We start from the raw sequence: 26937 nt of genomic DNA, 5'->3' as shown, positions 1-26937 counted from the left end.
GGTCATGGGCCGTAAGGCGTAACTTCGAGTTCTTTGATGCCCCCCCACATCGCCTTCCTCGGCATGGACCGGAGTTTCGGTGCCACCATCGCCCTCGACGTCGGTATTTATGCCCAGACCCTGATGCTCACCCTGCAGGCGTTCGGCATCAGTTCCTGCGCCATGGGCAGCATGCGGGCTTACCCGGATTTGGTGCGCGAGGCCTTCGGCCTTGAGGAACAGACCGGCATCCTGCTGGGCATCAGTTTTGGTTATGAAGACCCGGAAGTCGATGCTAACCGGACATGAACTGTGCGGGAGCCCCTGGAAAATTCCGTGATCTTCGGTGACTGATCGCAACACCCAGGCCCCGCGTACCGGGACTCTCTCGGGCAAGAATAATAAGCAAGCTATTTACATGTGGAGACTGTGTTTTGCATACCACCCTATCAGCAGATGATCTGAAGTTCCGGAAACAGGTTCAGAGCTTCTTCGGCAAAGCGGCTCCCGCGCATGCACAACGACTGCTTAACAAACCGGAGACCTACAAACAGGGGGTTATTCAGTGGCAGAAGCAGCTTTACGAGCAGGGCTGGGTCGCCCCGTTCTGGTCCAAAGAGTATGGCGGTGCTGGCTGGACAGTCACCCAGTCCTACATCTACGAGGGCGAGCGGGTCGCCGCCAATGCACCGGACGTAGTGCCGTTTGGCCTGAAAATGATTGGGCCGATAATCTACACCTATGGCAATGACGAACAGAAACAGCGCTTCCTGCCAGGCATTCTTAATGGTGATGACTGGTGGTGCCAGGGGTATTCCGAACCTGGTGCCGGGTCCGACCTCGCCTCACTGAAACCCCGCGCCGACCGGGACGGCGACGATTACATCGTCAATGGTTCCAAGATCTGGACCACCTACGCCCAGTATGCAGACTGGATATTCTGCCTGGTCCGTACCGATCAGACCGATAAGCCACAAAATGGCATCAGCCTTCTGCTGATCGACATGAAAACCCCCGGTATCACGGTGTCGCCGATTCGCAGCATCAATGGCGTACATTCGCTGAACGAAGTTCATTTCGATAACGTGCGGGTGCCGCTAACCAACCGGATCGGTGAAGAAGGTCAGGGCTGGACCTACGCCAAATCGCTGCTCGTCCATGAACGCACCGTCATTGCCCGGGTTGCCGAGGCCAGAAGCCAGCTGGAAAAGCTGCGCCAGCAAGCTCGCCGTGAATTCCAGGGCGGCAAGGCGATGATCACAGATCCATTATTCCGAGCCCGCTATACCGACATCGAAGTGGAACTGATGGCGCTGGAATATATGGAGCTGCGGGTACTGGCGGCGATGGCCAATAACCAGAGCCCCGGGGCGGAGTCCTCGCTGATGAAAATCAAGGGCACGGAAATCCACCAGGCCATTCACGAACTGAACATTGAGCTGGCCGGAGTTTACGGCGGCCTGATAGTTCGCGACGGCCCGACCGCCGCGGATATCGGCCACGATTTCGGTGATCAGGCCCGCAAGGACTTGATGTACGGCCGTGCAGCACACCATTTACGGCGGATCCAATGAAATCCAGAAGAACATTATCGCCAAGCGTGTACTGGGGCTTTGAGCGTAATCACGGTTTAACTGAAGGATCGGGGTGTGGACTTTTCTCTGACTGAAGAACAACAAATGCTCCAAGACAGTGCCGCGCGTTTTGTCGGCCAGGATTATCCTTTTGACCGCCGGCAAAAGGACATTGATCATCCCCAAGGCTTCGACCCGGAGCTCTGGAAGAAGTTTGCCGGGCTTGGGTGGCTGGCGGTTCCCTTCAGCGAGTGCAACGGTGGGTTCGGTGGCGATGCCACAGACCTCATGGTACTGATGGAGCAACTCGGCAAGGGGTTGGTGGCCACCCCCTATCTGCCCACCATTCTGCTGTTCGGTCGGCTGCTGGAACTAGGTGCCACAGAGGACCTGCGACAGGACCTGATCACCTGCATTATTGACGGGCAGTTGCAGGGCGGTCTGGCGTTTATGGAGCGCCAGAGTCGTTATCAGCTTGCCGATACCCGAACGCTGGCCATTGCCAAGGGTGACCAGTTCGAGATCACCGGGGAAAAAGCCCTGGCATTAAACGGACCTTGCGCCGGCAAACTGATTGTCTCTGCACGGACATCGGGCGGTCAGTTTGACGAAGACGGTATCAGCCTGTTCCTGGTGGACGCGGATGCGGCTGGTCTTGCACGCATAAACTACCGGCTCATGGACGGCCAGCAGGTGGCTAACCTCCGGCTGCAGCAGTTATGTGTCGGAGCCGACCGGCTGATTGGTGCGGAAGGTGCTGGCCTGACACTGTTGCAGAGAGTCATTGCGCGGGCTATACCCGCTATTGCAGCCGAGGCACTGGGGCTGATGAACCGGCTCACCGACACCACCATTGAATACAGTATGACCCGCCAGCAGTTCGGTGTTGCCATTGGCTCCTTTCAGGTACTGCAGCATCGGATGGTAGATATGTTTACCGCTTGCGAACAGGTGCGTTCACTGCTCTATCGGGCCATCTGTTCCGCCGACAAGCCCGACAGCCCGGCACACCACAAAGATCTCCATGCCCTGAAGGTCATTACCGGTCGCAAAGGCAAGGCCGTAGGCAATGACGCTATCCAGCTGCATGGTGGCATGGGCATTACCGATGAGCTGGATGTCGGGCACTATGTCAAGCGCCTGATGGTGCTCAACTCATTGTTCGGTGATGCGGATTTTCATCAGCAGCAACTGGCAGCCCTGTCATTAACCGCGTGAATAGCGTCGCCTTGAGCACCACCGTAGCCACCGGCTCGGCCCTGACCCGCCGTAACCTGGCGACGCTGTGTCTGCTGCTGGTGTCGGCCTGCGCCATAGCCCGGGAGCTTTCGCCAATACCCTGGTTCAGCCCGGTAGCCGGAATTGCCCTGCTGGTATTTGTCCTGCTGCAATGGTCGGGCATCAGTCTTACCTACCGCATCTTTGCGATTGTGGCTCCAGGGCTCGCGGCCGGACTGTGGTTTTCCGCCAAGATCGACAGCGCGGCGCTGGCGGCCGGGCTCGACCGGGCTGCGTTTTTTACCTTCTTCCTGACCTCCCTAGCGGTACTTAGGGAGTCGGCCAAGACCTCTTCCCTGGTACGCAGCTGTGGCAAGGTGCTAGTCAATCAGCCACCGGGGCGACGCTATCTGTTGATGGCCTTTGGTTCCCATCTGTTCAGTGTGATGCTGAACATTGGTGCCCTGAATGTACTAGGCACCATGGTACGCCGCGCCGTCCGGCCGTCATCCGATCTGGAAGCCCTGCGCATTGGCACCATCCGCCGCAAACGTATGTTGACGGCCACCATACGGGGATTCTGCGGCGTGCCCCTTTGGGCTCCCACCTCGGTAACCATGCTACTGGTGCTGTCTGGCATTCCTGACCTGAGCTGGGAGCAATACGCTCCCCTGGGCCTGTTCTGGACTCTTTTGTTTATTCTCTGGGGTGCCGTGCTCGACCGTTTTGCCTACCAGCGCCCCAAGGTTCAATCCGTCAATGGCGGCGGCCTGGTCCAACTCATCCCTCTGGTGGCACTTGTAGCCCTGATTCCCGGTCTGGCCTTTGTGCTCTCACGAATCACCGGGCTGCAATTATTCTCCACGTTGCTGATGTGCGCTCCGGCCATTGGCCTGATCTGGATCTGGGTACAGTATCGCGGCAAGCCTATCGGCATAAAAACAGGCCTGATGCTAAGGCGCATGAGGCGATCCTTCCCGGAAACCTTCACCAGCCAGCGTAACGAGGTGGTGCTGTTCACTTCTTCGGGGTTTATCGGGGTGATTCTGATTCCACTGATCGACCCAGCAGCTGCCAGCGCCTTTCTCACCCAGGCCAATATCAGCAACGCCACCCTGATGGTCTGCATTTCACTGATTATGCTGACGTTTTCTTTCATCGGCATTAACGCGATCATTACCGTTACGCTGATGCTGGGGGCATTGCAGCAGCTACCCGAGCTCAATATTCACCCGCTGATACAAGCCTCGGTTATCGCCATCACGTGGGCGGTTTTTGCCGGAGCTTCGCCGTTCACGGCCTCCTTACGCTTTATTTCCAGTTTCTCAGGAATCTCACCCTTGCGCTTCGGTCTCGAGTGGAACGGGGGATTCAGCGCCAGTGTACTGGCCATCATGTATCTGACCCTCTATCTGGTGCTTTAACACCCCGCCATCACAAACATAACAGCAGGAGAAAACTGCAATGAGCCTTCCAGATAAACTCAAAAACCGACTGACCATTCCAGTGCTGTGCTCACCCATGTTCATCATCTCCACCCCCAAAATGGTCATTGAACAGTGCAAAGCGGGCATCGTCGGATCCTTCCCTGCCCTCAACGCCCGACCGGCTGAAAAACTGGATGAATGGCTGACAGAAATCGAGGAGGCACTGGCGGCATACAAAGCGGAATACCCGGATGCCAAAATAGCGCCCTATGCTGTCAATCAGATCGCCCACCCCACCAATGACCGGCTGGAACACGACACCCAGGTGTGCGTGAAGCACAAGGTGCCGATTATCATCACCAGCCTGCAGGCCAACCAGATGATCGTGGAGGCCGCCCACAGCTACGGTGGGCTGGTGTTTCATGATGTCACCAACATTCGTCATGCCAAAAAAGCGCTGAGCCTGGGGGTGGATGGCCTGACTCTGGTCACCGCCGGCGCGGGCGGCCACGCCGGCACCCTCAGCCCCTTTGCGCTGCTGTCGGAAATTCGCAGTTTCTTTGATGGCCCGGTCATCCTCGGCGGAGCCATTACCAAGGGTAACCATATTCTTGGTGCCAAAGTAATGGGGGCGGATATGGCATATATGGGTACCCGTTTTATCGCCACCAAAGAAGCCAATGCCGAACAAGCCTACAAGGACATGATTCTGGCATCCTCGGCATCCGACATCGTCTATACCAATCTCTTTACCGGCGTTCATGGCAACTACCTGCGGGGCAGTATCGAACTGGCCGGGCTGGACCCGGAAAACCTACCAGCCTCCGACAAGAGCAAGATGAGCTTCGGCTCTGGAGGTAGCAGCAAGAGTAAGGCATGGAGAGATATTTGGGGGGCCGGCCAAGGTGTAGGTGGCATCACTGAGCTGATGTCAGTGGCGGATACCGTCGCCAAATTACGTGACGAATACGAAACCGCCAGACAACAAGTCACCCAGGAAAACTGAACACAGACGGCGAATGGCCTGGCTGCCCCCTTCCTGGGTGTTGGTTATGCTGACCACTTGCATAAGCTCACTCATTGGATTCGGAGACCGATATGGCATTTGAGCAAGAGACTCTCAGACAATTTATCGACACCGTACGTCGCTACGTGCGAGATCGCTTAATCCCTCTGTGTCTGGAAGCAGCTCAGGCGTGAGCGTTTTGATGTCGCGCGCTGCATTGTGGAGCGCTTGATGCGTCAGGCCGGTTTGCAGGGCATACAGCGAGGTCAGTCGGTGCGCATAACGGTGCCGGCCTACAAGGCTGGCTGTCCGCTGGATCGTGTACCGCGGCACTTCCATGCCGACCGACCCAACCAGCTGTGGGTATCGGACTTCACCTATGTGTCGACCTTGCAAGGATGGCTGTATGTGGCGTTCGTGATTGACGTTTTTGCGCGGCGCATCGTCGACTGGCGAGTCAGTGACCGACTTCGTGCTGGATGCTCTGGAACAGGCACTGTATGCCCGGCAACCGCACCGCGCCGGCAGCCTGATCCACCACAGCAACCGTGGCAGCCAGTACGTCTCGATTCGCTACACCGAGCGATTGACAGAGGCCGGTATCGAGCCCTCGGTTGGCAGTAAGGGCGATAGCTACGACAACGCTCTGGCCGAAGCATTCAACGGGCTGTACAAGGCCGAGTGATACACCGTCAATCATGGAAAAATCGCGAGGCCGTTGAGATGGCAACCTTGAAGTGGGTGCACTGGTACAACCACCAGCGCCTGCTGGGCTCAATTGGATATATCCCGCCTGCGGAGGCTGAGGCAAACTTCCATCGGCAACAAGCAGGTCAGGCCCAGCCTGACTTAAACGAAACGGCCTCCACAATAGCCGGTGCGATTCAGTACCCCGAGCGACCTCGCTGCTTATGCTTGTTGACCAACCAGCGTCGGATACGGCGCTCCGTGTAGGTTTGCAGGATCTGGTAGCTTTTGAGCACCGGGCCTTGATCGAAGTAACCGGCCCAGTCCCGAATGATCGAGTTGAGTTCAGCTATCCGATTTTCCGCCGTGTCCCACGTCATGCTGATCGCCGTTTCGTCGTGGATTTTACCAATGATCGCCTTCATCGCCCGCTTCGCAGGCTTGGTGCCGATATAGGGAAACTCTGAAAAAGACTTCCCGAATCTGGTGAAATACGCCCATCCGTTTTTTCGAGTGAATCAATGAAGCAGATCTCCTTCGCCGATGCTGAGTACGCTGGTAAGCGTAAGCAAACCCGTTGTGAACGCTTTCTGATCGAGATGGATCAGGTGGTGCCGTGGAAGGGGTTGATCGCTTTGATCGAACCGCATTACCCCAAAGGCGAAGGTGGACGGCCTTCATACCCGTTGATGGCGATTTTGCGTGTTCACCTGATGTAGAACTGGTTCGGCTACAGCGATCCGGCGATGGAGGAGTCACTCTACGAGACCACGATTTTGCGCCACTTTGCCGGGCTGAGCCTGGAGCGCATCCCGGATGAAACCACCATCCTCAACTTCCGCCGCCTACTGGAGAAACACGACCTGGCCGCCGGGATTCTGGGCGTCATTAATGATTACCTCGGCGACCGCGGCTTACTGCTGCGCCACGGCACCATCGTCGATGCCACGATCATTCATGCGCCCAGTTCGACCAAGAATAAGGAAGGCAAGCGCGACCCTGAGATGCATCAGACCAAGAAAGGCAACCAATTCTATTTCGGCAGTGCGACCTGAAAGTCGCATGGGTTTCTGTTCCGCAGGTTAACGCCCGACGGAACCGACTGTTCCAGGGGTTTGGGGAGCAGTGGAACCAAAAACCAACGTAAGGCTTAGCTAGAGTTCACCGCTGCCGAAAATAGGGGCGGTTATCCAGACTTTGTTTTACTGAACGACTTTTCTGCACTGCTTTTCATGCGTTTGGACGGCCTGGCGTCAGTGCCTGCCAGGGTTCGACAAAAGGATGGTTTTCCCGAACTAACCAGACGCCACAAGGGTTTGCGGGCAGGCGCTGGGCTTAAGTGCACTTTCTGTTCCGTTGCTCCCCAAACCCCACAATCAGGTCGAGAACCAGATTCGGCCTTGGGCATTGGGGCGCTCGAACTGGCTGTTTGCCGGTTCACTACGCAGCGGCAAACGGGCGGCTGCGATCATGAGCCTGATCCAGTCAGCACGCCTCAACGGTCACGATCCGTACGCCTACCTGAAGGACGTGCTCATGCGGCTACCAACGCAGCGGGCAAGCGAAATCAGTCAACTGCTGCCGCATCAGTGGATACAGCCTGAAGCAGGCATGTAACCACAGCGGTGTATCACCCCAAACAGCCTACCCGTAATAGTCTCGCACTGATTTTTTGGGCGTTCACGATGTGATACGCGGTAAGCGTTCAGCGTGTGATACAGCTACCCGTGCAGCCTGTGATACAGATACGCAAGGTGAGTTAGCTAGACGCTTACGTTCATCTAACGGGTTGCAGTAAGTGTTTTGTGTGGTGCTAAGACTATTGTGTCGAAGGTCAGATTGGAGGTCTTTCATTTCTCGGTATGGTGCATCAAAGGTTGCGGATGTGTGACGTAACCAATGCAATGAAGCTGAACGCAGATTGTCTATCTCGTCATCGCTCCAGCCTTCGTCAAGCATACGCCCCACAGCACGATCAAATAGTTCTTGGAGCAGCAGCCGAACATGCCGATCAGAAAGTCCGCCACGCCCCTTCAATGAGCTTAGCAACGGTGTTTTCTCGTGGGCAGAGGGTAGGGCAGGGAGATGTAAATACTGGCGATAGCGTATTAGATAGTTCTTAATGTATTCGTCGCGGATGCTGATCTTAGCCGCCTTGTTACCTTTACCTACCACATGGAACCACCAATTACCCATGCTATCGCGGCGGATGTCGCCCATGGTGGGCGTCCAGTTGTCACGCCCGACTAAATCTGAGATCCGCAGATACATGGAGAACAGTGTCGCAACGATGAACAACGTGCGTTCGTGCCGAGGGTCTGTCGTGGCCATGTGCTCGGCGGTATCGATCACATAGCTCCACTGCAGCTGGGTCAGGGAACGCGACGTCACGTCAAAGGTGTTACGTTGTTTAAAGATGGATTTCTGTTTTACCGCCCGGAAGGGGTTCGCCTCAGTTAGCCCCTCATCAATGGCATGCTGATAGAAGCTACCACAGACCGCGAATACCTGAGCCACCGATGCCTGAGACAAGCGGTACGGGCGGGAAACAAGACGGGCATCGGTCTCTTCGGCAATCTTACGTTCGCGCTTGGCTATGGTGCGACTGAAAGGTCGCCACTGCAAATTAACGATGTAGGTGTCTGTATCGAGTCTCTTTCGACTTCCCATGCGCAGGAATCGGGACCTCACGATGGGACCTATCCAGTCGGCTGGCGGGTTAAGGCAGAACTCCATGAAGGCTTCGGCGTCCCGCCAGAGAAGCTTATAGGCCAGGAATTTAAGCTAGCGGGGAACGCTCTATCAACCATAATACCTTCCATAGGTATAAGCCAAGCTGAAAATGCCTAGATGTTTCTGCAACTCGGCAGGGCGGAAGCTTTGCGCACGAATCTTTGCGCCGCTTTCTTTCAAAAAACGCATACTGCCACCAAGCAGGATATTCCAGTGCTCACCGCCTTTGTCTGTAGAAGTAATGCTTTCATGAGCTTTCATAAGCGCTTCTTTAACAATGCTTCGTATTTGTCGCACGGAAAGACCGGGGCGCCCGTGACTAGCCTCCAAGATAGGGTTTTCTTCGTTCTGCTCTGGGAACGGGGGTAGTCCTCGGCTTTTTCGATAGCGTCTCAAGTAGGGCAGGAACTCTGGAGTGACTTCAACTTTCCTTAGCAGCCGACCTGGCGCCTCTAGTATCAACCACCATCTGGCATCGTCTAGAACAAAGCAATTCATGCATGGGCAGTAGTTATCAGCATTTGCAAGGTCTGCAGCATGCAAACACATAAGAGTCGTTGCTGCTATTATAAAAAGAGCACGCTCACCAGCAGGATCACCCAGCGCATGAAATTCTAGCGCTTGCAGAACCTGACCTAATTGCTCGGAAGTCAAATATCGTTCCACAGGGTAAGTAGCGCGCATTCCTCTTCCATAGAAAGTTCGTGATGATATAGCTGGATTTATCGCTATCACATCTTCCTCGCAGAGAAAACCATAAAATGAACTACAAACGCTACGAATGAAACGCAAGGTTTCTACTTTAGGGCTGCGCGCCCCTACATCTTTAGATGCTCGAATATTGAAAGGCCGCCATGATTCATTGAAAACCGAATTACCATCGACTTGAGAGAATCTAGCGGTTGTAGAAAATCCAACCCAATTTGAAGGTGGCATCTTGCAAAAAGTAATAAAATTCGTAAACGTCTCTTTATCTAGTGTCAGTACAGTTTTTTCGGCAACAATCCAGCTCCATAGGAGCAAACGTTCAACGAATGTTCGGTAATTATTAAAGGTTCCAAGCGGGTGACTATGATATGCAAGAAAGCGGATAGCGCATTTTAAGTCCGTTTCTACATCAAGATTAGCGGAGAGACTACTGAGGAAGGCTTCGATGCAGGGGTAGCGAGCGTAGTACAGCCCGAGATCGAGAGACATACTTTCGGGACCAGCAAGGACAGGCCGAGGGTCTATGACTTTTGACATTGACGATCCCATTGGTCTAAAAGGAAGTCACGAGTACTCTTGAAAAATAGCACAGTATTTAGTCTTCTTTTTAGGCTTTTTAAACAGGCAAAAGCCTCATCAGGATTCTCCTTTTTTAACCGTTAACGAGGGGGGGCAAGGGAAACCTTGACAGCGGAGAATGCTGCATCTCACTGATATCTTGGTATTTTTTTTAATCAGTCATTTTCTACTTTTTCATCAGGCGTCACAGCGAGGCTAAAGGACGCATCCTAATTATTAGGCTGCTACCGAATTTAACATAACAAAGATTATAAGAAGTCTAAGCTGTTGTTTATAAAGGGTAAGTCTACTGATCAACGACGCCTTTTACTGACTCTCGGTACGTCGATAGCACCTCAGGTGTCTCTGGCGCGCCGGGCTCCTGAGCAACTGGGTCCGCAGTGGATGAGGCTACGAAAAAGCGCCCCCCAGGGAGTGCCGGCAACCGTTGCTTTACGTCTGGTCGTTTTGCTGATCGCGAGTCTCTATCGAAGTTCTTGAGGCCAACGATCCTTGCAGCGGGTTGCCCATCGAGTACGAAGAATGGAAGGTTGGCATGCAGCATTGCGTCATACCGGCTGCGCTCGGAAAACCACAGCATGGCCCGCGGATGCGGAGCGATGGGCTTTGGCACATCCAGCATATCGGTTTCAGCCATATTCGCAATGCTGCGCAGATCGATCCACTGGGGGCTATTCACCACCGGCTCGCCGGTGGCCATAGATTTTTCATGGGCCTCGGCGAGCAGCACCTCACGGACGTGGCCAACAGTGACACGCTCTTTTCCTGAGGTGTGACCGGCCCAGGTGAATGTGATCTGTCTTGGGGCAGCATCAAAAACCTGGATTGCGCGCTTCAGCTGGTTGAGGGAGAAATTTTTCCCCAGGGCCTGGCGCATGATGTGGGAACGGCGGCTGACGGCAACGTTGCGAAACACTCGCTCAGCCTCGATCGCATCCACCAGCTCGCTCTTGCAGCGGTTCACCGCCCTGCCCTCATCGAGTATCGATCCGGAGAGGATAAAGTACCCCGGCAAACGCAGCACGGTACCTGGAGCCTGGCCGAGATCGCGCTCAAACTCGCGTAACGCCTCTACAGCGGCCTTGATCGCGTCAGTTCCTGTCAGTACCTGGACGTTAATTCGAGATGGCGTCCTCTGTTCAGTGAGGAGCGGGATGCGCCATATCATCCCGCCGACAACCAATGCGGGCCACTTCTCATTGAAAGCCTCAACGGTTTCGACCAAGCGCTCGTAAGCGGAGACAATTGCGTCAGTCATCTAGGATTCCTCATAATACCACCCCTTCACTACGGCTATACCGTATGCCCTCCTCCCCCTCCGCTCCATGTTAACCAGGAGCGACGCCGAGGGTGCGAAAACGATCTCGCGATTGAAGGGGTGGTATTATCGAGTATCCCAAAATCCGCTCATAAAAAAACCCGTTCGAAACGGGCTTTTTTTGCTACGTGTCAGCTCAACGAATTTGGACTGCCTCAAGGGACAACAGATCCTCAATGTGATCCGCTGCATCGGCCCGCAAACGGCTCTCCAACCTTTCTCGATTGATGTGTTCAGTTTCGCTCGGCTCAACGAGCAAGACTACATAGCCTTGATTCCGCAGCTGCTGAAGCAAAGCTGCCTGGTCGCTGGAAATGGGCATGAAAATATCTCCTGTGATCAGTGGGTGATTTTCAAAAGTCGAAGCATGCTCGAGGAGCACTACGCGGCAGCCACCTGTTTCTTCCTGAAAACCATCGGGGTATTTGGCTTGCGGCCGTCACGCCGGTCGACGAATTCTTTCATGATCTCCAACATCGTCGAGTTGACCGCAAGAACTCGCATCGCGCGGGTACACGCGACGTAGAGGAGGTTCATCTCATCAATCCATGGTTCCTTTTCGTTCTCTGGATTGAATGGATCGAAGGTGAAATCCTCAGCCAGTTGCACCGCATCCCACTCCAAGCCCTTCGAACGATGCGCGGTGCTGAGGGTGATGGTGGCTTCAAGCTCATCAGTGACCGCATTGCGCCGCAGCTTGGCAAACAACTCCGGGAGATCCGCACTGTACTGCTCGATGATCTTGATCGAGCGGTTCATCTCAGGGTCTTGGCTTTCATCGGCAATCTGCTTGTAGAGATCGTAATCAGGATATTCCTGGAGGAGTTTTTTTCCCTTCACTCGGTCACGCCACCCCTTCGATAGCGCATGTAGGTCTTCAAGATCCTGGAGGTTGTAACCCTCGATCCCCCCAACCCAGTAGATCTTTGCACCAGTCTCTACATTGGCCAGCGCCGTCTCGATCACTCCAACCACCGTCCGGCAGAGTACGGTGCGATGTTCAAGGTCAGCAGGTAGTGCCTTGGAAACACGAGTCTCGCCGCCAAGCCCAGCCAGTTGGCGGGATTCACCCTTGAACGCGAGAACCATGTTGGCGACGTGCGCAACGGCAGACCCGAACCGAAACGACTGAGTGAGGTAGTGGACTTCCGCTTTGTCGAGCCAGGTTGCATTGAGAGCATCTACGGCCCCCCTGAAGCGGTACAGCATCTGATGGCCATCACCACAAACGACTACGCCCATTCCGTATGCCGCCTGCTGCGCAAGCACACCAGCAATCACTGGATTGATGTCCTGCGCCTCGTCTCCAAGCGCAATATCGTAACGATCCCGCAGATTTGGTTTCGAGAGTGCCCAAAGCTTGAGATAGCCGTCGTGAGTGATATTCGCAGCCTCGTTTTGGATGTCGCACATTTGCAACCAAAGCTGCCTGGCTCCCTCTACGATGCTTCCGGCGGCGCGCTTCATTCGCTCCGTTTTGAGCTTGTTGACGGGGCAGTGACATAGCTCGATGTCGTCATCCGCGCTGGCCAAATAATTGTTCAGCGTCTCTTGCACGCTGCGCACCAATTCCCAGTTCTGTGAGCCGATAATTCTTGCGATGTCGGTCAGGCGCAGGTTGCTCGTGAGCTTGTGTCTGTACTTCGATCCGATCGACGCATAAGCCAAGCCGTGGGCTGTTTTGCACGTCACGTTCGGCGGAAACTTTTGCTTGGCAGCAATCTCGACGCTTTTGTTGTAGCAGAGGTAGAGCAGACGGCATTGAGGCCGAGCCTTGGCATAGCCAACAAGCGTGGTGGTCTTCCCTGTTCCAGCAAAAGCCACCAGCTTGACGATACGGGCCAACGAGTTAATCGCTGGCCCCTGTTCGTGGGTGAAGTTCATCCCTTGGATCTCCGTTCTGATATGCCTCCATGGTTGCATAGCCACGCACAAACCCAAGCGGGGGCTGCTAGCTCTGCCCTCTAAAGGATTTGGGTATTCCTGGAGAGGTGGCAATGTCTTCTCACACCCGGAATCAGAGCAGCAACCATGACTTACAACGAGACCCTTGCTTCCTATCAGCGCCTTCTTGAAGCCAATCCAGGGAAAGCATTGCAAATCGGCGACGATTGCTACGCGGTGCTGATCAACGGAACCTTGAGTGGGGCATACGCCACCCTGGATGGGGCTGTTGATCTTGGGACAATCTTCCACTTTGATCGAGAAGCTTGGGATGCCGAATGCGAGTGTTGGGACGGCGATGTTTCTGGCATGCAAACAGCATTTTGCGTAGCCACTCCCTCCCTTGTTGAACTTCCGCCACCACCCGCGGGGAATGGCACGCCCAACCAAGGGAAAAAAGAATGCTAGGGTTCGCCGCCAATCCGATGCCGAACAAAGCCAGGGGAATTCCGTTTGGGATTTACGGGACTGCTGGCAGGATGAATGCAGATCAAGGGAGCCGTAGCTTATGACAGCCATCCAACTTTTCCAGCAGCGCCAATCGGAGCCGGTATGCACCGATCTGATTCAGATGATTCGTGACGGCATGATTCGCCGGCTCAAGCGATTTGTTGTAGAACCTTACGATGACGGCATCACCTGGGGGATTCAGACAGTCGCCATAGCAACACCTGATGCTGATGACGGCGACCAGTTTCCGGTTGTGATTGTCGACCTCCACGAAGACGACCAGGCTGCAATGTCGTTTGCCCTGAGCGTCTTCGACGCGCTCAAAAATGCAGGCCGAGCATCAGGCGAGGATGTATGCCAATGGCGGCGAAGCCTCTTCACGCTTGTACCTAATTACTGAGCGCTGCGCGCCCCAGACCGGGCCAAGAAAAACCCGCCATTAAGGCGGGTTTTTTGTGGAAGTGGCACCAAAAGGACGGCAAATGACGATTCGAATACCTAAGCGGAAAAAACCGGCACCGGCGACACTGCTCACAAAGGCACAAACGGTCGTCAGATGACGACGCAAGCTAATCTGGTTGCTCTCCTTCCTCTGCCGAAACAGCGAACAGCAGACCGGCTTCTTGTGCTTCAGCCAACTCACCCAAAGGCTTCGTGATCAGCCATTCGCTTTCTTCGGCAGGGTCATACTCAGGAAGCGGGGGAAGATCTTCAGGGTCAAGTTCCAGATTAAGCGGGAGCTGTGCGAGGTCACAGAAGGTGAACTTGATTGCGATCACCTTCCGCCCTTCCCTCCTCAACTCGTAGCTGACATCCAGATTGCTCTTAGTCTTCAGCTCCTCAACTGCCGGATCTATGACTCTCTGGCGAAGGTTGTTGAATCGTTGATAGGCATCCGACAAGCCAAGGGCGACCCGCAAGGCTTCAACCTCGATGTAGGCCCATCCAGTCTTCCGAAACTGCATCAGCATCTCGAATAGCCGGAACGAATGGCTTGAGTCCAGGCAGGCAACGCGCCGTAGATCATAGCTGGTCACTTTGCTGTACAGCATCGTGAGATAGGGCATGACATGGATGGTGAACGACAATTCAACGCGACCTTCACCATCCAGATATTTGGCCCGATCAACCCACCGCTTTCGCTCCATTCCAGACCCGTCAAAGGTCTTGATATCGCGCTCGTATAGCTCATCAGCTGCCACTTTCATCTGCTCATAGGCATGCCTGAGCTGGACGCCGTAGATATCCGAATAGTCCACGGCCGACACTGACACCTTTTTCGGCATGGGCCTTCTTGGATCGAGCTTGCTAATAGCCGCGAGGATCAATCGCTGCTCGTTGAGAGTCAGCCGGTACGATGCGGTAATCAGCGTATTGGATTTCGTGACCCGGAGCGGCTTAGGTTCCGGCTTGGTAGGTTTGGGTAAATTGGACATAACTGGCCCTACGATTAGTAACGAAACCCTACAGAGAGTTTCCCCTGTAGTCGATACCCAGGAATTTTTTAATCTCTCGACCCCAGTAACCACGGGCCCCGCAGATCACCGCCTGTTCACTTGGCTCGGCATCGCATGAATCTGTAGTCGATAGATAGCAGCCGTAATTTGTAGTCGATAGGCTTCCGTCCACCCCGTACAACAGCCGTAATCTGTAGTCGATGGTCCGCGGCACCTTCGATCCGCAGCCGTAATCTGTAGTCGATAGCAAAGAATTTGGTGGCACTGCTACGGGCAATGGCCGTCCAGGCATAGCCGTAATCTGTAGTCGTATCGAGCAAATGGCTGCTATCGCAGCCGTAATCTGTAGTCGATAGGCTCAGGTGAGGACAGGAAAGACTATTTATTGGCGATTCCACGCAGGATTGGGGCAAAACATCGAGAAACGTCAAAGAAACGGCGAATAAACATAAATATCCTTTAAAAACAAGGAGTTACAGAGTTTTTGCCGTAGGCAAAGGCCAGTCTGGCAAATTCAAAGCACAAAATGGCTTGAAATCGAGCCATAAAAACTCAAACTCGTGCTATGTGCACAACCCAACAGCCGGAATCTGTAGTCGTTAGACGCAGCCCAGGGCCTTCATCTGGCCTGTGGATAACGGCCGGAATCTGTAGTCGTCACAGCCGGAATCTGTAGTCGCATCAGCCGTAATCCATAGTCGCAAAGCCGGAATCTGTAGTCGCAATGCCGTAATTTGTAGTCGATAGTCCTCTGGAGGCCCCGTGGCACAAGGGCTCCAGCCTTCTAAAAACAAGAGAACAACAAGAGAAAAACAATTAAAAGGCTTTTAAAACTGAAAAGCTGATTTTCTGAAGGTTGAGAAGCAAAGGCCAAAACCAAAGCCAAAAGCAGACTCAGAATCCGAGGGCCGTTTTTCCGACGACAATTCGGTTCGAAAGCAGCACACCCACCAGGTCGGCGAGGAGAAAATGATCCCAACCGAACACGACCTGGAGGAACCCAATGAATACTGCCGCTTTCGCGGGCGTCGCAGCTTATCTGCTCAGCATGGCTGCTATAGCGCCGGAGCCGGTAAGCCTAGCTGTAGGCGTTACGACGATCGTAGACGTCCAGCAGCACTACACCATCATCGACAAGATTGGTACTTCCTACACCGGCGGGCCGGTACTTAACCTTTCAGAGTGGGAGGTCAACCTCGAGGGTGTCACTGACATTCAGCTGGCCTTCAACGCTGAAGGGGTCCTGGATGTCGCTACGGTAAAAGCTGACAAGCTCCACCTGGAGGAGGTGCTGAATGGCTTGAGGAGCCAGCTGCAAATCAGCACTGATGAATCCAGCCTTGGCTTTGAGAACGTGACTTTCTTGTCTGGCTCCACCGAGGTGGTTGTCGAATCGCATCCCCTGGACACCCAATTCACAGTCAATTACATCAGCGCCGACTTCAAACGCGCACGCACCCAAGCTCAAAAACAGTACGCCTAATTAATTCACAGAACAGCCCTCCTCTTTCCATACAAAAACCAGTTCGCTTCAAACCATAAAAAACAGCCATAAACCCGAACTGATCGGCAGGATACCTAGCCATCAGTTCGGGATAAGCAGCGGAAAAAAGGCCCGTACCATGATTTAGCCTTGAAAATATGGCGTTACGTATTATCATCCCCCTGTATTCAGCAAATGCAGGGATTGTCATGCAGCAGTCAAGCGAGCAGTTTGAAGAAGAAACGGTCAACTACACCGACTTCGACGCCCTCCTCTATCCTCCCCAGTTCGCGGCCGACTGCTTCGGCCTTACCACCCGTCGCCTCAAAGATATTGAAGACGAAAACGGCATCGAGATTCGCCGGGTTCCGCGAGGAACTGTCACCTCAAGGGCTTATACGCTTCGCGATATTTTTGACATCGCTGCGCTTCGCCGAGCGAAAGGCTACGCAAAGGGACTGCCTCGGCAGATTGTTATCTCAACGTTCGTGCAGAAAGGCGGTACCGGAAAGACGACAACCTCAGTCAACTTTGCTGTATTCCTTCAGCTTGCAGGTCTGCGGGTGCTTTGCGTTGATAACGATCCTCAGGGCGATTCGTCCAGCGTGTTTGGCTACGATCCAGATCTCGCACTATCAGATCTCGAGGCGATGGGAATACCAGCAGATCGCTATGTCGCCGGCCATTTTGGCAGCCTCCTGAGTCCCGATCTCCGGGTGAGATGCTTTGATCCAATGACTTTCGAGGAAGTCGTCAAGAAGCCATTCGGTGAGAACGGGCCACACCTGATTCCTGCCGATGCATATCTGGAAGACCTGGCCGTGGCACTCGATGCCGAAAACAATATGGACTTCTGGTATGCAGGGTGGCTTGAGCGGGCGCGTAGCGGAGAAATCCCAGGTGTCGATATCTCCTCCTATGATGTGATTCTGTTCGACAACGCGCCTACCGCCTCCAGGCTCACCAAGAACTCCATTGTTGCCAGCGACTTTGTGCTCTGCCCTGTACGGATGGATAAGTTTTCATTCAGGGCGCTGATGCGGCTAAACGACTGGATGGTTCGATTTGCGAAAGCATATCGCCGCTCTCCGGGAGTGCTCGCTATCCCTACGATGTTCATCCGCAACCGCAAACGCATCCTCAACAACCTGGTCGTCCTGAACGATCTTTTCCCTGGTCGGGTATCTGAGGAAAAACTCTATTACTCCGAGGATTACGGTAAAGCGCTTGATCAAGGCGTTCCCCTGCTGGTCTGGAAAGGTGCCTCTTCCAAGACTATTGACTCGATGCGCAGTGTTTTCGGTGAGGCGTTGAAACGAATACGCGATCTGGCCGCTCAGTGATTTGAGGTGGTGCTCGGAGCACCAGAGCCGTTAGATTTGAGTGGTGCTCGGAGCACCACTCAGCGAGTTCAGAAAATGGTGGTGCTCGGAGCACCACTTATAACTTGAGAATATGAGTGGTGCTCGGAGCACCACCACTAGGTTTCGGAGGAAGTATGGCCAAGTCGGAGGATTACCCAGGTCAAAAAAAGACCCCCCCTCTTTGGGTCACCGGGGTTCGCCCGCCAGCGGAAATTGCTGAGCCGAATCTCAGGGTTTCCGTTGCAGACATGCTCGCAGCGCAAAGGGCGGAACAGGAGGACAGCGCTCCAGTTCCAACCCCGGTTGCAGCTCCAACGCCAGGCCATAGCGATGAATCTCTTGCCGCAAGTGATAGCGGCGTCCTCGCTGAAGTAAAGGTCGAGTCGATTCGGGTATCTCCCTTTCAGCCTCGCCTGACCTTCAGCGAGGCTGCTATTGAGGATCTGGCGAACTCGATCGCCTCTGTTGGGCTGGTAAAGCCGTTGACGGTTCGTCCTATAGGGGAAGGAGCGTATGAGCTGATCGGCGGCGAGCGTCGTTGGCGTGCTCACAAGCTGCTGGGCAGAGAAACCGTCACCGCCTATGTTCGCTCCGTTACGGATGCAATGGCGAAAATCCTGGCCTTGACCGACAACGAGGGACAGGAAGCTCTAACCGAGTATGAGCGCGGTCGTTCCTATGCCGCGATTATGCGAGCTGGGGAAGAAAGTTCGATTCGTGCTCTGGCGCGCAGAGTAGGGGTCAACCATTCGATAGTTAGCAGATGCCTTCTCCTAATGGATCTGCCAGAGGAGGTTCGAGCGATACTCGACACGAATCCAGGGCTTATCGGTGGGAAATGGGCAAAAGACTTCATTGAATTCAGTCGTACCGAGCCGGCGCTGCTTCTGCAAGCAGTTACCTCTATGCGCGATCATCAATGGACGCAGGAACATGCTCTTCGGTGGTTAGCGAAGGAGGTTGCCTCGCGTGATCAGCAGAAAACGCCGAGCAAGTTCACCGACAAAGAGATCAGTGGGATAGGCAAGGTTCGTGTAGATGGGAAAAAGTTCGAGCTTCGATGCGAGAAAACTGTCGACGCGAAGCGGCTGGCTGAACAATTTGAGGCCTTTTTGAAGACCATAGATCGCTCCCTCATTGCAAGCGAATGATTATCAATTATATTGTAATGAATGATTTCAGACGCGAAACTGGTTAGAAAACGTGAACACGAAGGCGAAGTGCCATGACAGAATATGGTTTTTCAGACTTCGAGATAGGGATATATGGCAACCGCAGTCGCGCAACCAGAACTCAGAGTGGTGCAACCGCAGACACGATTCACCGCTCTCGCACAGCTGCCAAAGATTGAGCCTGAGCATTTGCTCGGCCTAAGCCGTATCGAGCTGTTTTCAGTGATTTCAGAGCACTGGCTGAAGTGTTCAGCCCCCGCGCGGATTCACATGTTGAGCAGCGAAGATCGGTTCATCCGCGGCGAGGCGCGGGCTCAAAACAAAGCATTAAGCGTCACGCAAATTTGCGCAGACCAAGCGCCAGGGGTTATCTATGAGCAATTCAACCAAACACCGTATCTCGCTGGCGTATGAGCACGAAGGTGAGGTGCGGCAGGCTTCAGCTGAGTTGAACCTAACGAAGGCGAGCATCATCTTCAGCGGGCTTCCGAGCATAAAATTCCAGGTTTCTCTAAGCGATCCTGAGCAAGTCATATTGCAGTTGCCCACAGACCGCAAAGGAAAAAAGCCAACGGTGTCTTGCGACATCTCCTCGATTCCTGAGCTGGAAGCGGCGATGGGGGAGGTGCGTAGGCAAGGCTGGCTAAGGCCGAAGGTGTCAGTGAGTGAGTGTGAGTGAACCGAGGCCGATGCCATGCTCTGAGGTCGAGGCGCTTGAAATCGATATCCAGGAAGCTCACAAGCGCACCCCTTTGCAGGAATCGCAATTGACCGCCCAGATCATTCGCTACTCTGGTTGCTTGAGTACGCACGGAGAGTAGGCCGAGAGCCGCAGGCCTAGCACAGAAGCTCCAAGGGAGGCTGTCCACGCGCTGTCCCAGGCTCCGGACAGGAAATGATCTACATAGATCTCCGCGATAACCTATGCTTCAACCACAGCCAGCTCACTTTCCTTCTGTAGGAAGGGATCGAGCTTACGGCGGTCAAAAAACTCAAAAAGCATCAAATTAATGAAACTTATCACGCCTTAAATGGTCAGTGATGGCCTAATGTTTGCTGTAGGCATGGCCCTAGCTTATGCTGTGCTATGAGACAACTTTTTTATAGGTGTTGCCGTTCTGCAACCAGTTTACGAGCTGAAAAGATGACGAACTTTTGACGCCGTTTTTTGTGTGGTGGTGCAGAACTGTATATTTATACACTGATTAGCATGCAGCCTTTGCCTTGACAGAAAATACCGAGATTCAGCCATGATCACAAAGATGCCGCCTCATGTAGTCAGAAGCTTTCCCTACTGGGAGACGCCACCGGAGCCGGGCCAGGATTTACATGAATTGAAATGGGGTGTCATGGAAGTCCTTTCAGACAAGTCGCTTAGATTCGTTGACACAAAACCAGATCAAGAAGCTCTCGAGGAATTAATAAGCCAACTTCAAGAGAAGATTTAATATTGATTTAGATTTATTGTCCTGGGCTTCTGTAGATCACAACCCCTGCTTAAATGGCAGGGTTTTTTTTGCGTGAATATCGACGACAGGTCAACAAAATGATCGCAAATTCAGACGCAAAAACGACCTGAAAAAGCGTCATTTATGTATGTATTCGACTTATCGTTCCTAGATGAACATGGAACGAGAAGCTGCTTATGCAAAGCTATGATTTGGAGTTTCACGATTACGCTCAGCTATTTCCGCTAATCATTGGTGATGACTACGAAGCCCTGCTTGAAGATATCGATACCAACGGACAGCGTGCCCCGATCGTTCTCCATGAAGGAAAGATCCTTGATGGGCGAAACCGATACCGCGTTTGCAAGGATCTGCTGATCGAACCCCGAACAGAGGAATACACAGGAGATGATGCCCTGGGTTATGTCCTCTCTCTGAACCTCTATCGACGGCAGCTCACCGTGGCACAACGGGCTTTGATCGCTGCCGAGCTGTCCTCACTGCGCGGGAGTAGCGCTATCACTGTTGACCTGGAGAAGGCCGCCGGGCAGGAGCTGGAAGCCGCCAAAATGGCTATTGAGGAGGCAGCCAAAGTCCTGGGTATCAGTCCGCGCTCTGTGTCTTCTGCGTGCAAGGTTGTGCGGGACGGTGCCCAAGAGCTGCTGGATGCTGTCAAGTCCGGCGAAGTGAGCGTATCCGCAGCTGAACAGGTGGCTAAGCTGGGTAAAGAAGCACAGCAAGAGTTGTGTAGCCGTGGGCCTAAGGCTATTCGTAAGGCCGCGAAGGACATGAGGGAGGAGGGCAGATCGAAACCTGAATTGACCAATAAGCCACTTCCGCCCTCAGAAAAAAACGGTTCCCTGCCTCCGCCGGTGCCGCTTGACGATGATGAAGATGTTGATTCAGCACAGGATGCGCCGGCTAACCAAATAGCCGCGATTGAGCAAGAGTCGGACGTTTTCTATACCTCGGAGAGAAAGCCAGCGGCTCAGCTACTGTTCGAAATGGCTGATGCCGGAATGCAATTTGGTCGAGAAGCTGAGGGCGTTGCCGACGACATCATGAATGAGGTTGAAGAAGGCCTCGATCTTCAGTTCCTTGCTTTTGTTGTGGATGTAGCAAAGAGGTTGGAGAATCGGGTGAAGGCAAAAATGCAGGCCCGATATGCTGAGGAGACGTGAGGGTTGGGATTTTCTGGAAGGGTGATTTCATAGGTTAAAGCCCGAACAGAAAAGGAGTACCCACATGCAAACACCTCAGGACGACACCGTAATGGATTTTGGCCCGAACCTCTTCGGTGGCGAGGGTGGCTCCGCGCCCATCCCTTCCGCTGATGATGCAGATGCTACGAACGAGGCCCTGGAGGGTGCGGCGAGTGTTTCTCATCAGATGACTGAAGGTTGTATCGAAGAGAAGACAGCCGAGGCCGGCGGCGGCCAGGCTGGAGGTAACAGCGCTCCCTCGAGCAGCAATGTTGCACCTGGCGTGAACACTCAACAGGCAGCCACTCAAACCAAGGCAGGGAAGTCCGAAGTAGGCACCAAAGCCTTGTCCAGTGTGAAAGCAGCCGTGAAGGTTTTCGAAAGCATCAATGGCTTCGACGAGCAAAGCGCGACTCAGCGTACCGTTGTTCGCGATCTGATGTTAAAGCAGTCCGAAGCCATGGAACTCAAGCTCCAGGGCAAGAAACCTTCCGAGGGTGAAGACTTTGATGCCATTGCTAAGCAGCTCCGGCGCGAGAACAACCGCCTCGACTCCCTGCTTGAAGGAAAGGAATCACTGTTCGGCAAGGCCCGGAAAGCCGCCGAAATTGCGATCGAAAACATGCAGGGCGTAATTGCCGAAATCAACCGTTTGGAGGAGGAGGCTTAGCCCTCCTGGACGCCATGAACAAGAAACTGTTCGCCAACATTCAGTTTTACGCCTTCTGGCCTTGCGCCGGATACCTTGCAGGCTATGCATTCCTTGCATCGGCAGGCATGATCTAACCAGCAGCCCTAGCAAGCCTGGCGCGCCCCGTCACGGCTCAGGGCCATGAAACCAAAACCAAGGAGACAAGATGTCCCTCATCACCGAGTACCGAGCCACAGAGGAAGCCATCAAGGAGCTTCAGGACCGCCTGGAGAAGCTGAGCGGAAATGAAGCCCTTTTGAAAGAGATGGAGTTCGAGGAAAAGCTGCGGGCCTTGATGTCTGAGTATGGCAAGAGCCTGCGTGACATCATCGCGATTCTTGACCCGGACTATCGAAAGCAGATTACCCATCAGCCTGGCAAACCTCGTGCGCAACGAGCAGTCAAGATCTACCGCAACCCCAACACGGGTGAGCTCGTTGAGACCAAGGGCGGCAACCACAAGACGCTCAAGGAGTGGAAGCAAGAGCATGGCGCTGATGTAGTCGAGACATGGCGAACCCAGTGAGTTTGCGCTTCCGCTGATCTTCCAGAATAAAAGGCCGGTGATCCCGGCCTTTTTTGTGAGCTCGGTTTGGCCACCGGGAGCTTGGGTTTTTTCAATTGAATGAGAACTTGAAATGGAGGTAAATAACTATCAACGGAGGATCAAATGGATAGCACTGAAAACGTCGATGAACGCCTGTTGGCCGCGGTTATGGATGAAGCGCAAACAGACTTCAGCATAGCCAGTATTGCAGTTGAGAAGATCCGTCAGGGAGCTGAAAGCATCGCCGCCGGCATGCACGGTCGCAACCATGTGAAGGCGTCTTTCGAGCATTATGACGGTACACCGATGTCGCCTGAAGAAGCCCTGGCTCACCAGTGTGTCCATGCGGCAAGTATCGGAAAATCCCTCGGCCAGGAATTTCTTCTGAAGGCACCTGCTCCCCTCCTGGAGCAATTTTCCGCCGTGGCAGGGAACCGTAACGTTGCGGACAGTGGGGCAATGCTCGCCGGTCTGCTGCATGGGTTCATGATTGCATTCGCCACGAGGGAGACGGAGGAGCGAGCGCTGAAAGCGATGCTGGAGGTGGCCCGGATCTGTGACGAGGCCAACAATATTCGAGGCACCTCTTTCGGCCAAGCCAGCGAATGAATTGTTGCTCGGCGAGTGACTGGTCGCCGTTTATGCCCATTGAGGCACTGGAAAGGAAATGAGTCATGTCTAACGACAAAAACGTTAAAACTGAACGGCCGCGGATGCTGGTCGTGGACGAGTACAGCAACTTTTTCGGGGGCCTGAATGACACGCTGAAGGAAGAATTGCGAAACGTGTCTGGCGTCCCGAATGCAACCTACCTGGTCAATGACGGGAAGGTATTCGTCTTCGACAAGCTGGTGCACCTGGTGAAAGAGCGCCAGAAGGAGCAGCCGCATGCACAGCTGCAAGAGATGGCCCGCAGCTTAACGGTCGAAGAACTGGCTCTCAGCTTGATTGCCGAAGCAACTGTTTCTGCCAAGGAAGCCGTCGAGGCCTGGGGAGTAGTGCCGGTTCCCTACCAAACGGAAACTCTTGCGGCGATGGACACAGCCACCCTTGAATCTCGGGCGACTGGCCGCTTAATCCTGCACCGCCCCTTCAATGCTCGACTGCCGGGGGATTTCCAGGAGGAGGGCGACGTGAAAGCCGCGTTCGCCAACCTCCTGGTGGGTGGTGTTCTCCCTGGTAGTGGTGACTTCACCTATCGCGGGCAGCCGATGACGCTGCGCGATCCCCTGGATCTGGCGCTGCTGCCGGCCCGGCCTGAAATCCCCGAAGGGCCGGCGGCTGAAGGCTGGGTCTACACGGCGCTGGGTAACGTCGAGTTCGAGGCGGGCTTTGAGCCAGTCTCGGAGGTGATGTTCAACGCCGTGAAGGAAGCTGAAGCGAAGTGGCGTGGTGATATCGCTCATGCCGCCAAGCATGCTCAAGAACGAGCTGCAGAGGTCTGGGCCCAGGCTGCCGGCCTGCGCCTGGAAACGCTGAACGACCCGACGGAGGAGGTGCCGGAGTACGGGGAGGAAGAATTCCCGCAGCTGCGAGCTCTCTACCCAGAACTGTCCATGCTGTCGGATGGCACCCTCTACTCGTTGTTCGACGTGTTCCAGATGGAGTGCCACTTCATCAACGGGTGGGCGGCGAACCGTGACGACGATTTTCTGTTCTATCTGCTCGGTAAGGTCGCAGACCGCAAGAACGATCACGACACGGCTAAAGAGGTCGGTGAGTGGGTGGCCGACGCCCTGTTGCATGGTGCAACCTTGGATGCTGCCCTGGAGATCGGTCGTAGTGCTGACCGATACAACCAGGCGATCGGCAAGCTCGCGCACCGGATTGCCGATGCCATGCGCTTCCTGGCTGAGGACAAGAAAGCGACCGATCTTCGTGGTCGTACTATCACGACTATGGGGGACACATTCCGGATCGGCAGGAAGTACAACGCCACAGCTATGGTGGTGGAGCAGAAACTTCCATTCTGATCTCACCTATGAAATATAGGAACTGCGAGGGAGGGGGGCACAGTTCAGGCAAAATTGGTTGTTATTCGGGCGCTTCTGGCTGAGCGCCCTCACCTCGGTGGTCAAGCGGCCGGCTGCACCTTGGCCAGGTCCGACCCAGCATCAGGGGCAAGCTCCGAAACCAGATCCGATACCTCACCTTTCACCTGGGGAGCGTTGGCGACAAGAAAGTCCCCCCAATCCTTCATCAGGGCGCGACGCTTATCTAGCAAGTCACCTCGGTTATATGCTGCTTCAACCTTACTGTTGAGGGTATGCGCGAGAGCCATTTCGCAAACCTCTCGCTGGTGATCGGTTTCTTCCGCGGCCCACGTCCGAAAAGTAGATCTGAACCCATGCGGTACGACGCCATCGACCTGGAGCTGATCGAGCACCCTTGCCATGGCATTGCCGGGAATAGGGCCTGTTCGCCAGGAGTTGAGAAATATCCATTTGTCATGCTTTCCGACCTGCTGCCGTAGCACCTCGAGCATTTGCTCGGTAAGGGGTACCCGGTGAGCCTTGCCCGCTTTCATGCGTTCTGCTGGGATGTACCAGATTTTCTCCTCCCAATCTATTTCCGGCCACTGGGCCCCGCTCACCTCTTGGTTACGGGTCGCAGTCAGAATTGCGAATTCAGCAGCACGAGCTGCTGCCCCATCCAGGGAATCGAGCCTGGCCAACAGCTCGGCAGTGCGTAAAGGTGTCGGAGACGGGAAGGGGACTACCGTATGCGATTGCTTGGGCAAGAGCTTGTCGAGATGACCACGCCACCGTGCGGGGTTTTCACCTTGCCGAAGCTTCAGTGCCTTCGCTGCATCGAGCACGAGCTCTATGCGATTCCGGACGCGGTTCGCCGTGACGGGGATCTTGCTCCAGATCGGCGTCAGCACATCCAGGATATCGTCCGTGTCGACCTCGGCTATCCGAAATCCGCCTATGACAGGGTAGACATGCTTCGTGAGTGAATTCTGCCATTGCTGGTGATGCTTCTTAGACCAACTCGACGAATGCGTGCGTATGTACCTTTCCGCCGAAGACCGAAACGTGTGGCTCGTTGTAGTTCGTGAGGCTTTGGCGGCTTTGGCCTTCGCACGCTCAGCGGCTGGATCGACGCCACGGGCGATATCGAGCCGGTACTTGTCAGCCTCCAGCCGTGCGTCTCTGAGGCTCAAGGCAGGGAATGTCCCCAGGGCCAGATCGTGCCGCTGCTTCGCCAGCATATAGCGAAAGACCCAACTTTTTCGCAGGGTAGCTGACACACGAAGAATCAACCCTCGGCCGTCCTGGTAGGAGCCGGGCTGGTCGACATCCTTGACGAACTTAGGGGTCAGTTTGCTCATGAGGTGCCCTCGGTCACCGGGCCATTCTTTTCATCCACCGGCACGTCATCCTGAAAAGCGAGAGAAATGTTCTCCGTTGGGACAAGGTGAAGGCAAGCAAGCTCGTACCCCGCATCTGAAACGAGGTGTAAACCGGAGCGATCAACGGCGAGAACGGAAATCGCTCCAGGCTCGTCATCAAGCGCTTCACCAAGCCAGTTACTGAGTGCGTCTTCTACTGCCAGCATCGACCCAAAGAAATAGACCATTTCCTTGGCTTCACCGAGTAGTTCGGAGCGAGGTCCAATCTGCGGCCGTAAACCGTCACGGAAGATGGACTCAAGATTACGGGTTGGCGTGACGTGGTAAATCTCACCAGAAATCGGCTCGCTTTGAGCGTGCTCATTCGAAGCATGGTTTTTCACTACGGATTCCTCGCGGCTCGTTTGTTCGCAGGCGCTGATACTGCAATCGCGCCAGATCTCGCCGGAATGTAGGAGGATAAGGTATCCCCATACAAATCGGCTACAGGCCAGAACCTATAAGACGTTTGGAAAATCCCAAATGATATGTCCCACACCATAGCCCACAGTTGCGCTCGAGCTGTTTGACCCTACCAGGAATGAAGAGGACCCAG

General features: G+C 54.4%; 24 protein-coding genes and 4 pseudogenes. 19 read left to right on the top strand and 9 right to left on the bottom strand.

What is annotated here, in order from left to right; translation table 11 throughout:
* Positions 1 to 36: 36 nt before the first annotated feature.
* The 6 genes and pseudogenes from ACX3YD_RS31995 to ACX3YD_RS31970 form a co-directional block, all read left to right on the top strand.
* Positions 37 to 288 carry a nitroreductase family protein gene (locus ACX3YD_RS31995; RefSeq protein WP_263398594.1) on the top strand — a complete coding sequence of 84 codons (252 nt, stop codon included), beginning with the start codon at positions 37 to 39 and terminating at the stop codon, positions 286 to 288.
* A gap of 125 nt (positions 289 to 413) precedes the next feature.
* Positions 414 to 1553: an acyl-CoA dehydrogenase family protein gene (locus ACX3YD_RS31990; protein WP_223817456.1), complete on the top strand. Its 1140-nt coding sequence runs from the start codon at positions 414 to 416 to the stop codon at positions 1551 to 1553.
* Between the two features lie 75 nt (positions 1554 to 1628).
* The gene (locus ACX3YD_RS31985; RefSeq protein WP_144000659.1) at positions 1629 to 2771 is read left to right on the top strand and encodes an acyl-CoA dehydrogenase family protein; all 1143 of its coding nucleotides are present in this window, start codon (positions 1629 to 1631) and stop codon (positions 2769 to 2771) included.
* 11 nt (positions 2772 to 2782) lie between these two features.
* Entirely contained in the window at positions 2783 to 4195 is a 1413-nt protein-coding gene (locus tag ACX3YD_RS31980) for a hypothetical protein (protein WP_144000660.1), read from the top strand.
* A 40-nt stretch (positions 4196 to 4235) separates the two neighbouring features.
* Complete coding sequence (locus tag ACX3YD_RS31975) at positions 4236 to 5204, top strand: NAD(P)H-dependent flavin oxidoreductase (RefSeq protein ID WP_144000661.1); 969 nt, start codon at positions 4236 to 4238, stop codon at positions 5202 to 5204.
* 171 nt (positions 5205 to 5375) lie between these two features.
* Positions 5376 to 6041 (top strand): annotated as a pseudogene (locus tag ACX3YD_RS31970) (IS3 family transposase); the annotation flags it as partial.
* Positions 6042 to 6088: 47 nt separating this feature from the next.
* Here ACX3YD_RS31970 and ACX3YD_RS31965 read toward each other — a convergent pair.
* Positions 6089 to 6316 carry a group II intron maturase-specific domain-containing protein gene (locus ACX3YD_RS31965; protein ID WP_144000662.1) on the bottom strand — a complete coding sequence of 76 codons (228 nt, stop codon included), beginning with the start codon at positions 6314 to 6316 and terminating at the stop codon, positions 6089 to 6091.
* A gap of 96 nt (positions 6317 to 6412) precedes the next feature.
* Between ACX3YD_RS31965 and ACX3YD_RS31960 the strand changes: the two are divergent.
* Positions 6413 to 6934, top strand: a pseudogene (locus ACX3YD_RS31960) (IS5 family transposase); the annotation flags it as partial.
* A 316-nt stretch (positions 6935 to 7250) separates the two neighbouring features.
* Positions 7251 to 7508 (top strand): annotated as a pseudogene (locus ACX3YD_RS31955) (transposase domain-containing protein); the annotation flags it as partial.
* A 63-nt stretch (positions 7509 to 7571) separates the two neighbouring features.
* Here the strand turns inward: ACX3YD_RS31955 and ACX3YD_RS31950 are convergent.
* The 5 genes and pseudogenes from ACX3YD_RS31950 to ACX3YD_RS31930 all read right to left on the bottom strand — a co-directional run.
* Positions 7572 to 8642 (bottom strand): annotated as a pseudogene (locus tag ACX3YD_RS31950) (tyrosine-type recombinase/integrase); the annotation flags it as partial.
* Between the two features lie 51 nt (positions 8643 to 8693).
* A complete protein-coding gene (locus ACX3YD_RS31945) occupies positions 8694 to 9821 on the bottom strand; it encodes an integrase (RefSeq protein WP_458962119.1) in 1128 nt (375 codons plus the stop codon).
* Positions 9822 to 10197: 376 nt separating this feature from the next.
* Entirely contained in the window at positions 10198 to 11169 is a 972-nt protein-coding gene (locus ACX3YD_RS31940; protein ID WP_011077913.1) for a DNA replication terminus site-binding protein, read from the bottom strand.
* Between the two features lie 196 nt (positions 11170 to 11365).
* On the bottom strand, positions 11366 to 11551 hold the full coding sequence (locus ACX3YD_RS31935; protein ID WP_016502325.1) for a hypothetical protein: 186 nt from the start codon (positions 11549 to 11551) through the stop codon (positions 11366 to 11368).
* Positions 11552 to 11610: 59 nt separating this feature from the next.
* Entirely contained in the window at positions 11611 to 13113 is a 1503-nt protein-coding gene (locus ACX3YD_RS31930; protein WP_033050535.1) for a 3'-5' exonuclease, read from the bottom strand.
* Positions 13114 to 13260: 147 nt separating this feature from the next.
* On the opposite strand from ACX3YD_RS31930, the gene ACX3YD_RS31925 reads away from it, so the two are divergent.
* Both ACX3YD_RS31925 and ACX3YD_RS31920 read left to right on the top strand, forming a co-directional pair.
* A complete protein-coding gene (locus tag ACX3YD_RS31925) occupies positions 13261 to 13581 on the top strand; it encodes a hypothetical protein (RefSeq protein ID WP_028622368.1) in 321 nt (106 codons plus the stop codon).
* Positions 13582 to 13681: 100 nt separating this feature from the next.
* Positions 13682 to 14023, top strand: coding sequence for a hypothetical protein (locus ACX3YD_RS31920; RefSeq protein ID WP_016502326.1), 342 nt, complete (start codon positions 13682 to 13684; stop codon positions 14021 to 14023).
* A 169-nt stretch (positions 14024 to 14192) separates the two neighbouring features.
* On the opposite strand, the gene ACX3YD_RS31915 is transcribed toward ACX3YD_RS31920, so the two are convergent.
* The gene (locus ACX3YD_RS31915) at positions 14193 to 15059 is read right to left on the bottom strand and encodes a replication initiation protein (RefSeq protein WP_011154372.1); all 867 of its coding nucleotides are present in this window, start codon (positions 15057 to 15059) and stop codon (positions 14193 to 14195) included.
* A gap of 1024 nt (positions 15060 to 16083) precedes the next feature.
* Between ACX3YD_RS31915 and ACX3YD_RS31910 the strand changes: the two genes are divergently transcribed.
* The 9 genes from ACX3YD_RS31910 (at position 16084) to ACX3YD_RS31870 (ending at position 24960) form a co-directional block, all read left to right on the top strand.
* A complete protein-coding gene (locus ACX3YD_RS31910; RefSeq protein WP_011154371.1) occupies positions 16084 to 16563 on the top strand; it encodes a hypothetical protein in 480 nt (159 codons plus the stop codon).
* A 209-nt stretch (positions 16564 to 16772) separates the two neighbouring features.
* Positions 16773 to 17906 carry a ParA family protein gene (locus tag ACX3YD_RS31905; protein WP_011600725.1) on the top strand — a complete coding sequence of 378 codons (1134 nt, stop codon included), beginning with the start codon at positions 16773 to 16775 and terminating at the stop codon, positions 17904 to 17906.
* Positions 17907 to 18061: 155 nt separating this feature from the next.
* Positions 18062 to 19078 (top strand): ParB/RepB/Spo0J family partition protein, encoded by a 1017-nt coding sequence (locus ACX3YD_RS31900; protein WP_013100867.1) that lies wholly within the window; start codon positions 18062 to 18064, stop codon positions 19076 to 19078.
* Positions 19079 to 19472: 394 nt separating this feature from the next.
* Positions 19473 to 19778: a hypothetical protein gene (locus ACX3YD_RS31895; protein ID WP_011600727.1), complete on the top strand. Its 306-nt coding sequence runs from the start codon at positions 19473 to 19475 to the stop codon at positions 19776 to 19778.
* Between the two features lie 966 nt (positions 19779 to 20744).
* The gene (locus ACX3YD_RS31890) at positions 20745 to 21728 is read left to right on the top strand and encodes a ParB/RepB/Spo0J family partition protein (protein WP_011600728.1); all 984 of its coding nucleotides are present in this window, start codon (positions 20745 to 20747) and stop codon (positions 21726 to 21728) included.
* Between the two features lie 64 nt (positions 21729 to 21792).
* Positions 21793 to 22419: a hypothetical protein gene (locus tag ACX3YD_RS31885; protein ID WP_047229586.1), complete on the top strand. Its 627-nt coding sequence runs from the start codon at positions 21793 to 21795 to the stop codon at positions 22417 to 22419.
* 187 nt (positions 22420 to 22606) lie between these two features.
* On the top strand, positions 22607 to 22966 hold the full coding sequence (locus tag ACX3YD_RS31880; RefSeq protein WP_011600730.1) for a histone-like nucleoid-structuring protein, MvaT/MvaU family: 360 nt from the start codon (positions 22607 to 22609) through the stop codon (positions 22964 to 22966).
* A gap of 144 nt (positions 22967 to 23110) precedes the next feature.
* Positions 23111 to 23596, top strand: a complete 486-nt coding sequence (locus ACX3YD_RS31875; protein ID WP_011600731.1) for a hypothetical protein — start codon at positions 23111 to 23113, stop codon at positions 23594 to 23596.
* Between the two features lie 65 nt (positions 23597 to 23661).
* Positions 23662 to 24960, top strand: coding sequence for a hypothetical protein (locus tag ACX3YD_RS31870; protein ID WP_011600732.1), 1299 nt, complete (start codon positions 23662 to 23664; stop codon positions 24958 to 24960).
* A gap of 101 nt (positions 24961 to 25061) precedes the next feature.
* On the opposite strand, the gene ACX3YD_RS31865 is transcribed toward ACX3YD_RS31870, so the two are convergent.
* Positions 25062 to 26321 (bottom strand): tyrosine-type recombinase/integrase, encoded by a 1260-nt coding sequence (locus tag ACX3YD_RS31865; RefSeq protein ID WP_084342292.1) that lies wholly within the window; start codon positions 26319 to 26321, stop codon positions 25062 to 25064.
* Positions 26318 to 26725 carry a hypothetical protein gene (locus ACX3YD_RS31860; RefSeq protein ID WP_084342291.1) on the bottom strand — a complete coding sequence of 136 codons (408 nt, stop codon included), beginning with the start codon at positions 26723 to 26725 and terminating at the stop codon, positions 26318 to 26320. Before ACX3YD_RS31860 ends, ACX3YD_RS31865 begins: the two co-directional genes overlap by 4 nt.
* Positions 26726 to 26937: the final 212 nt, after the last annotated feature.

This window comes from Pseudomonas fluorescens group sp. PF-1 (assembly GCF_054481335.1).
Note: the sequence above shows the minus strand (reverse complement) of the source record. Positions and strands in the feature narration are given on the sequence as shown.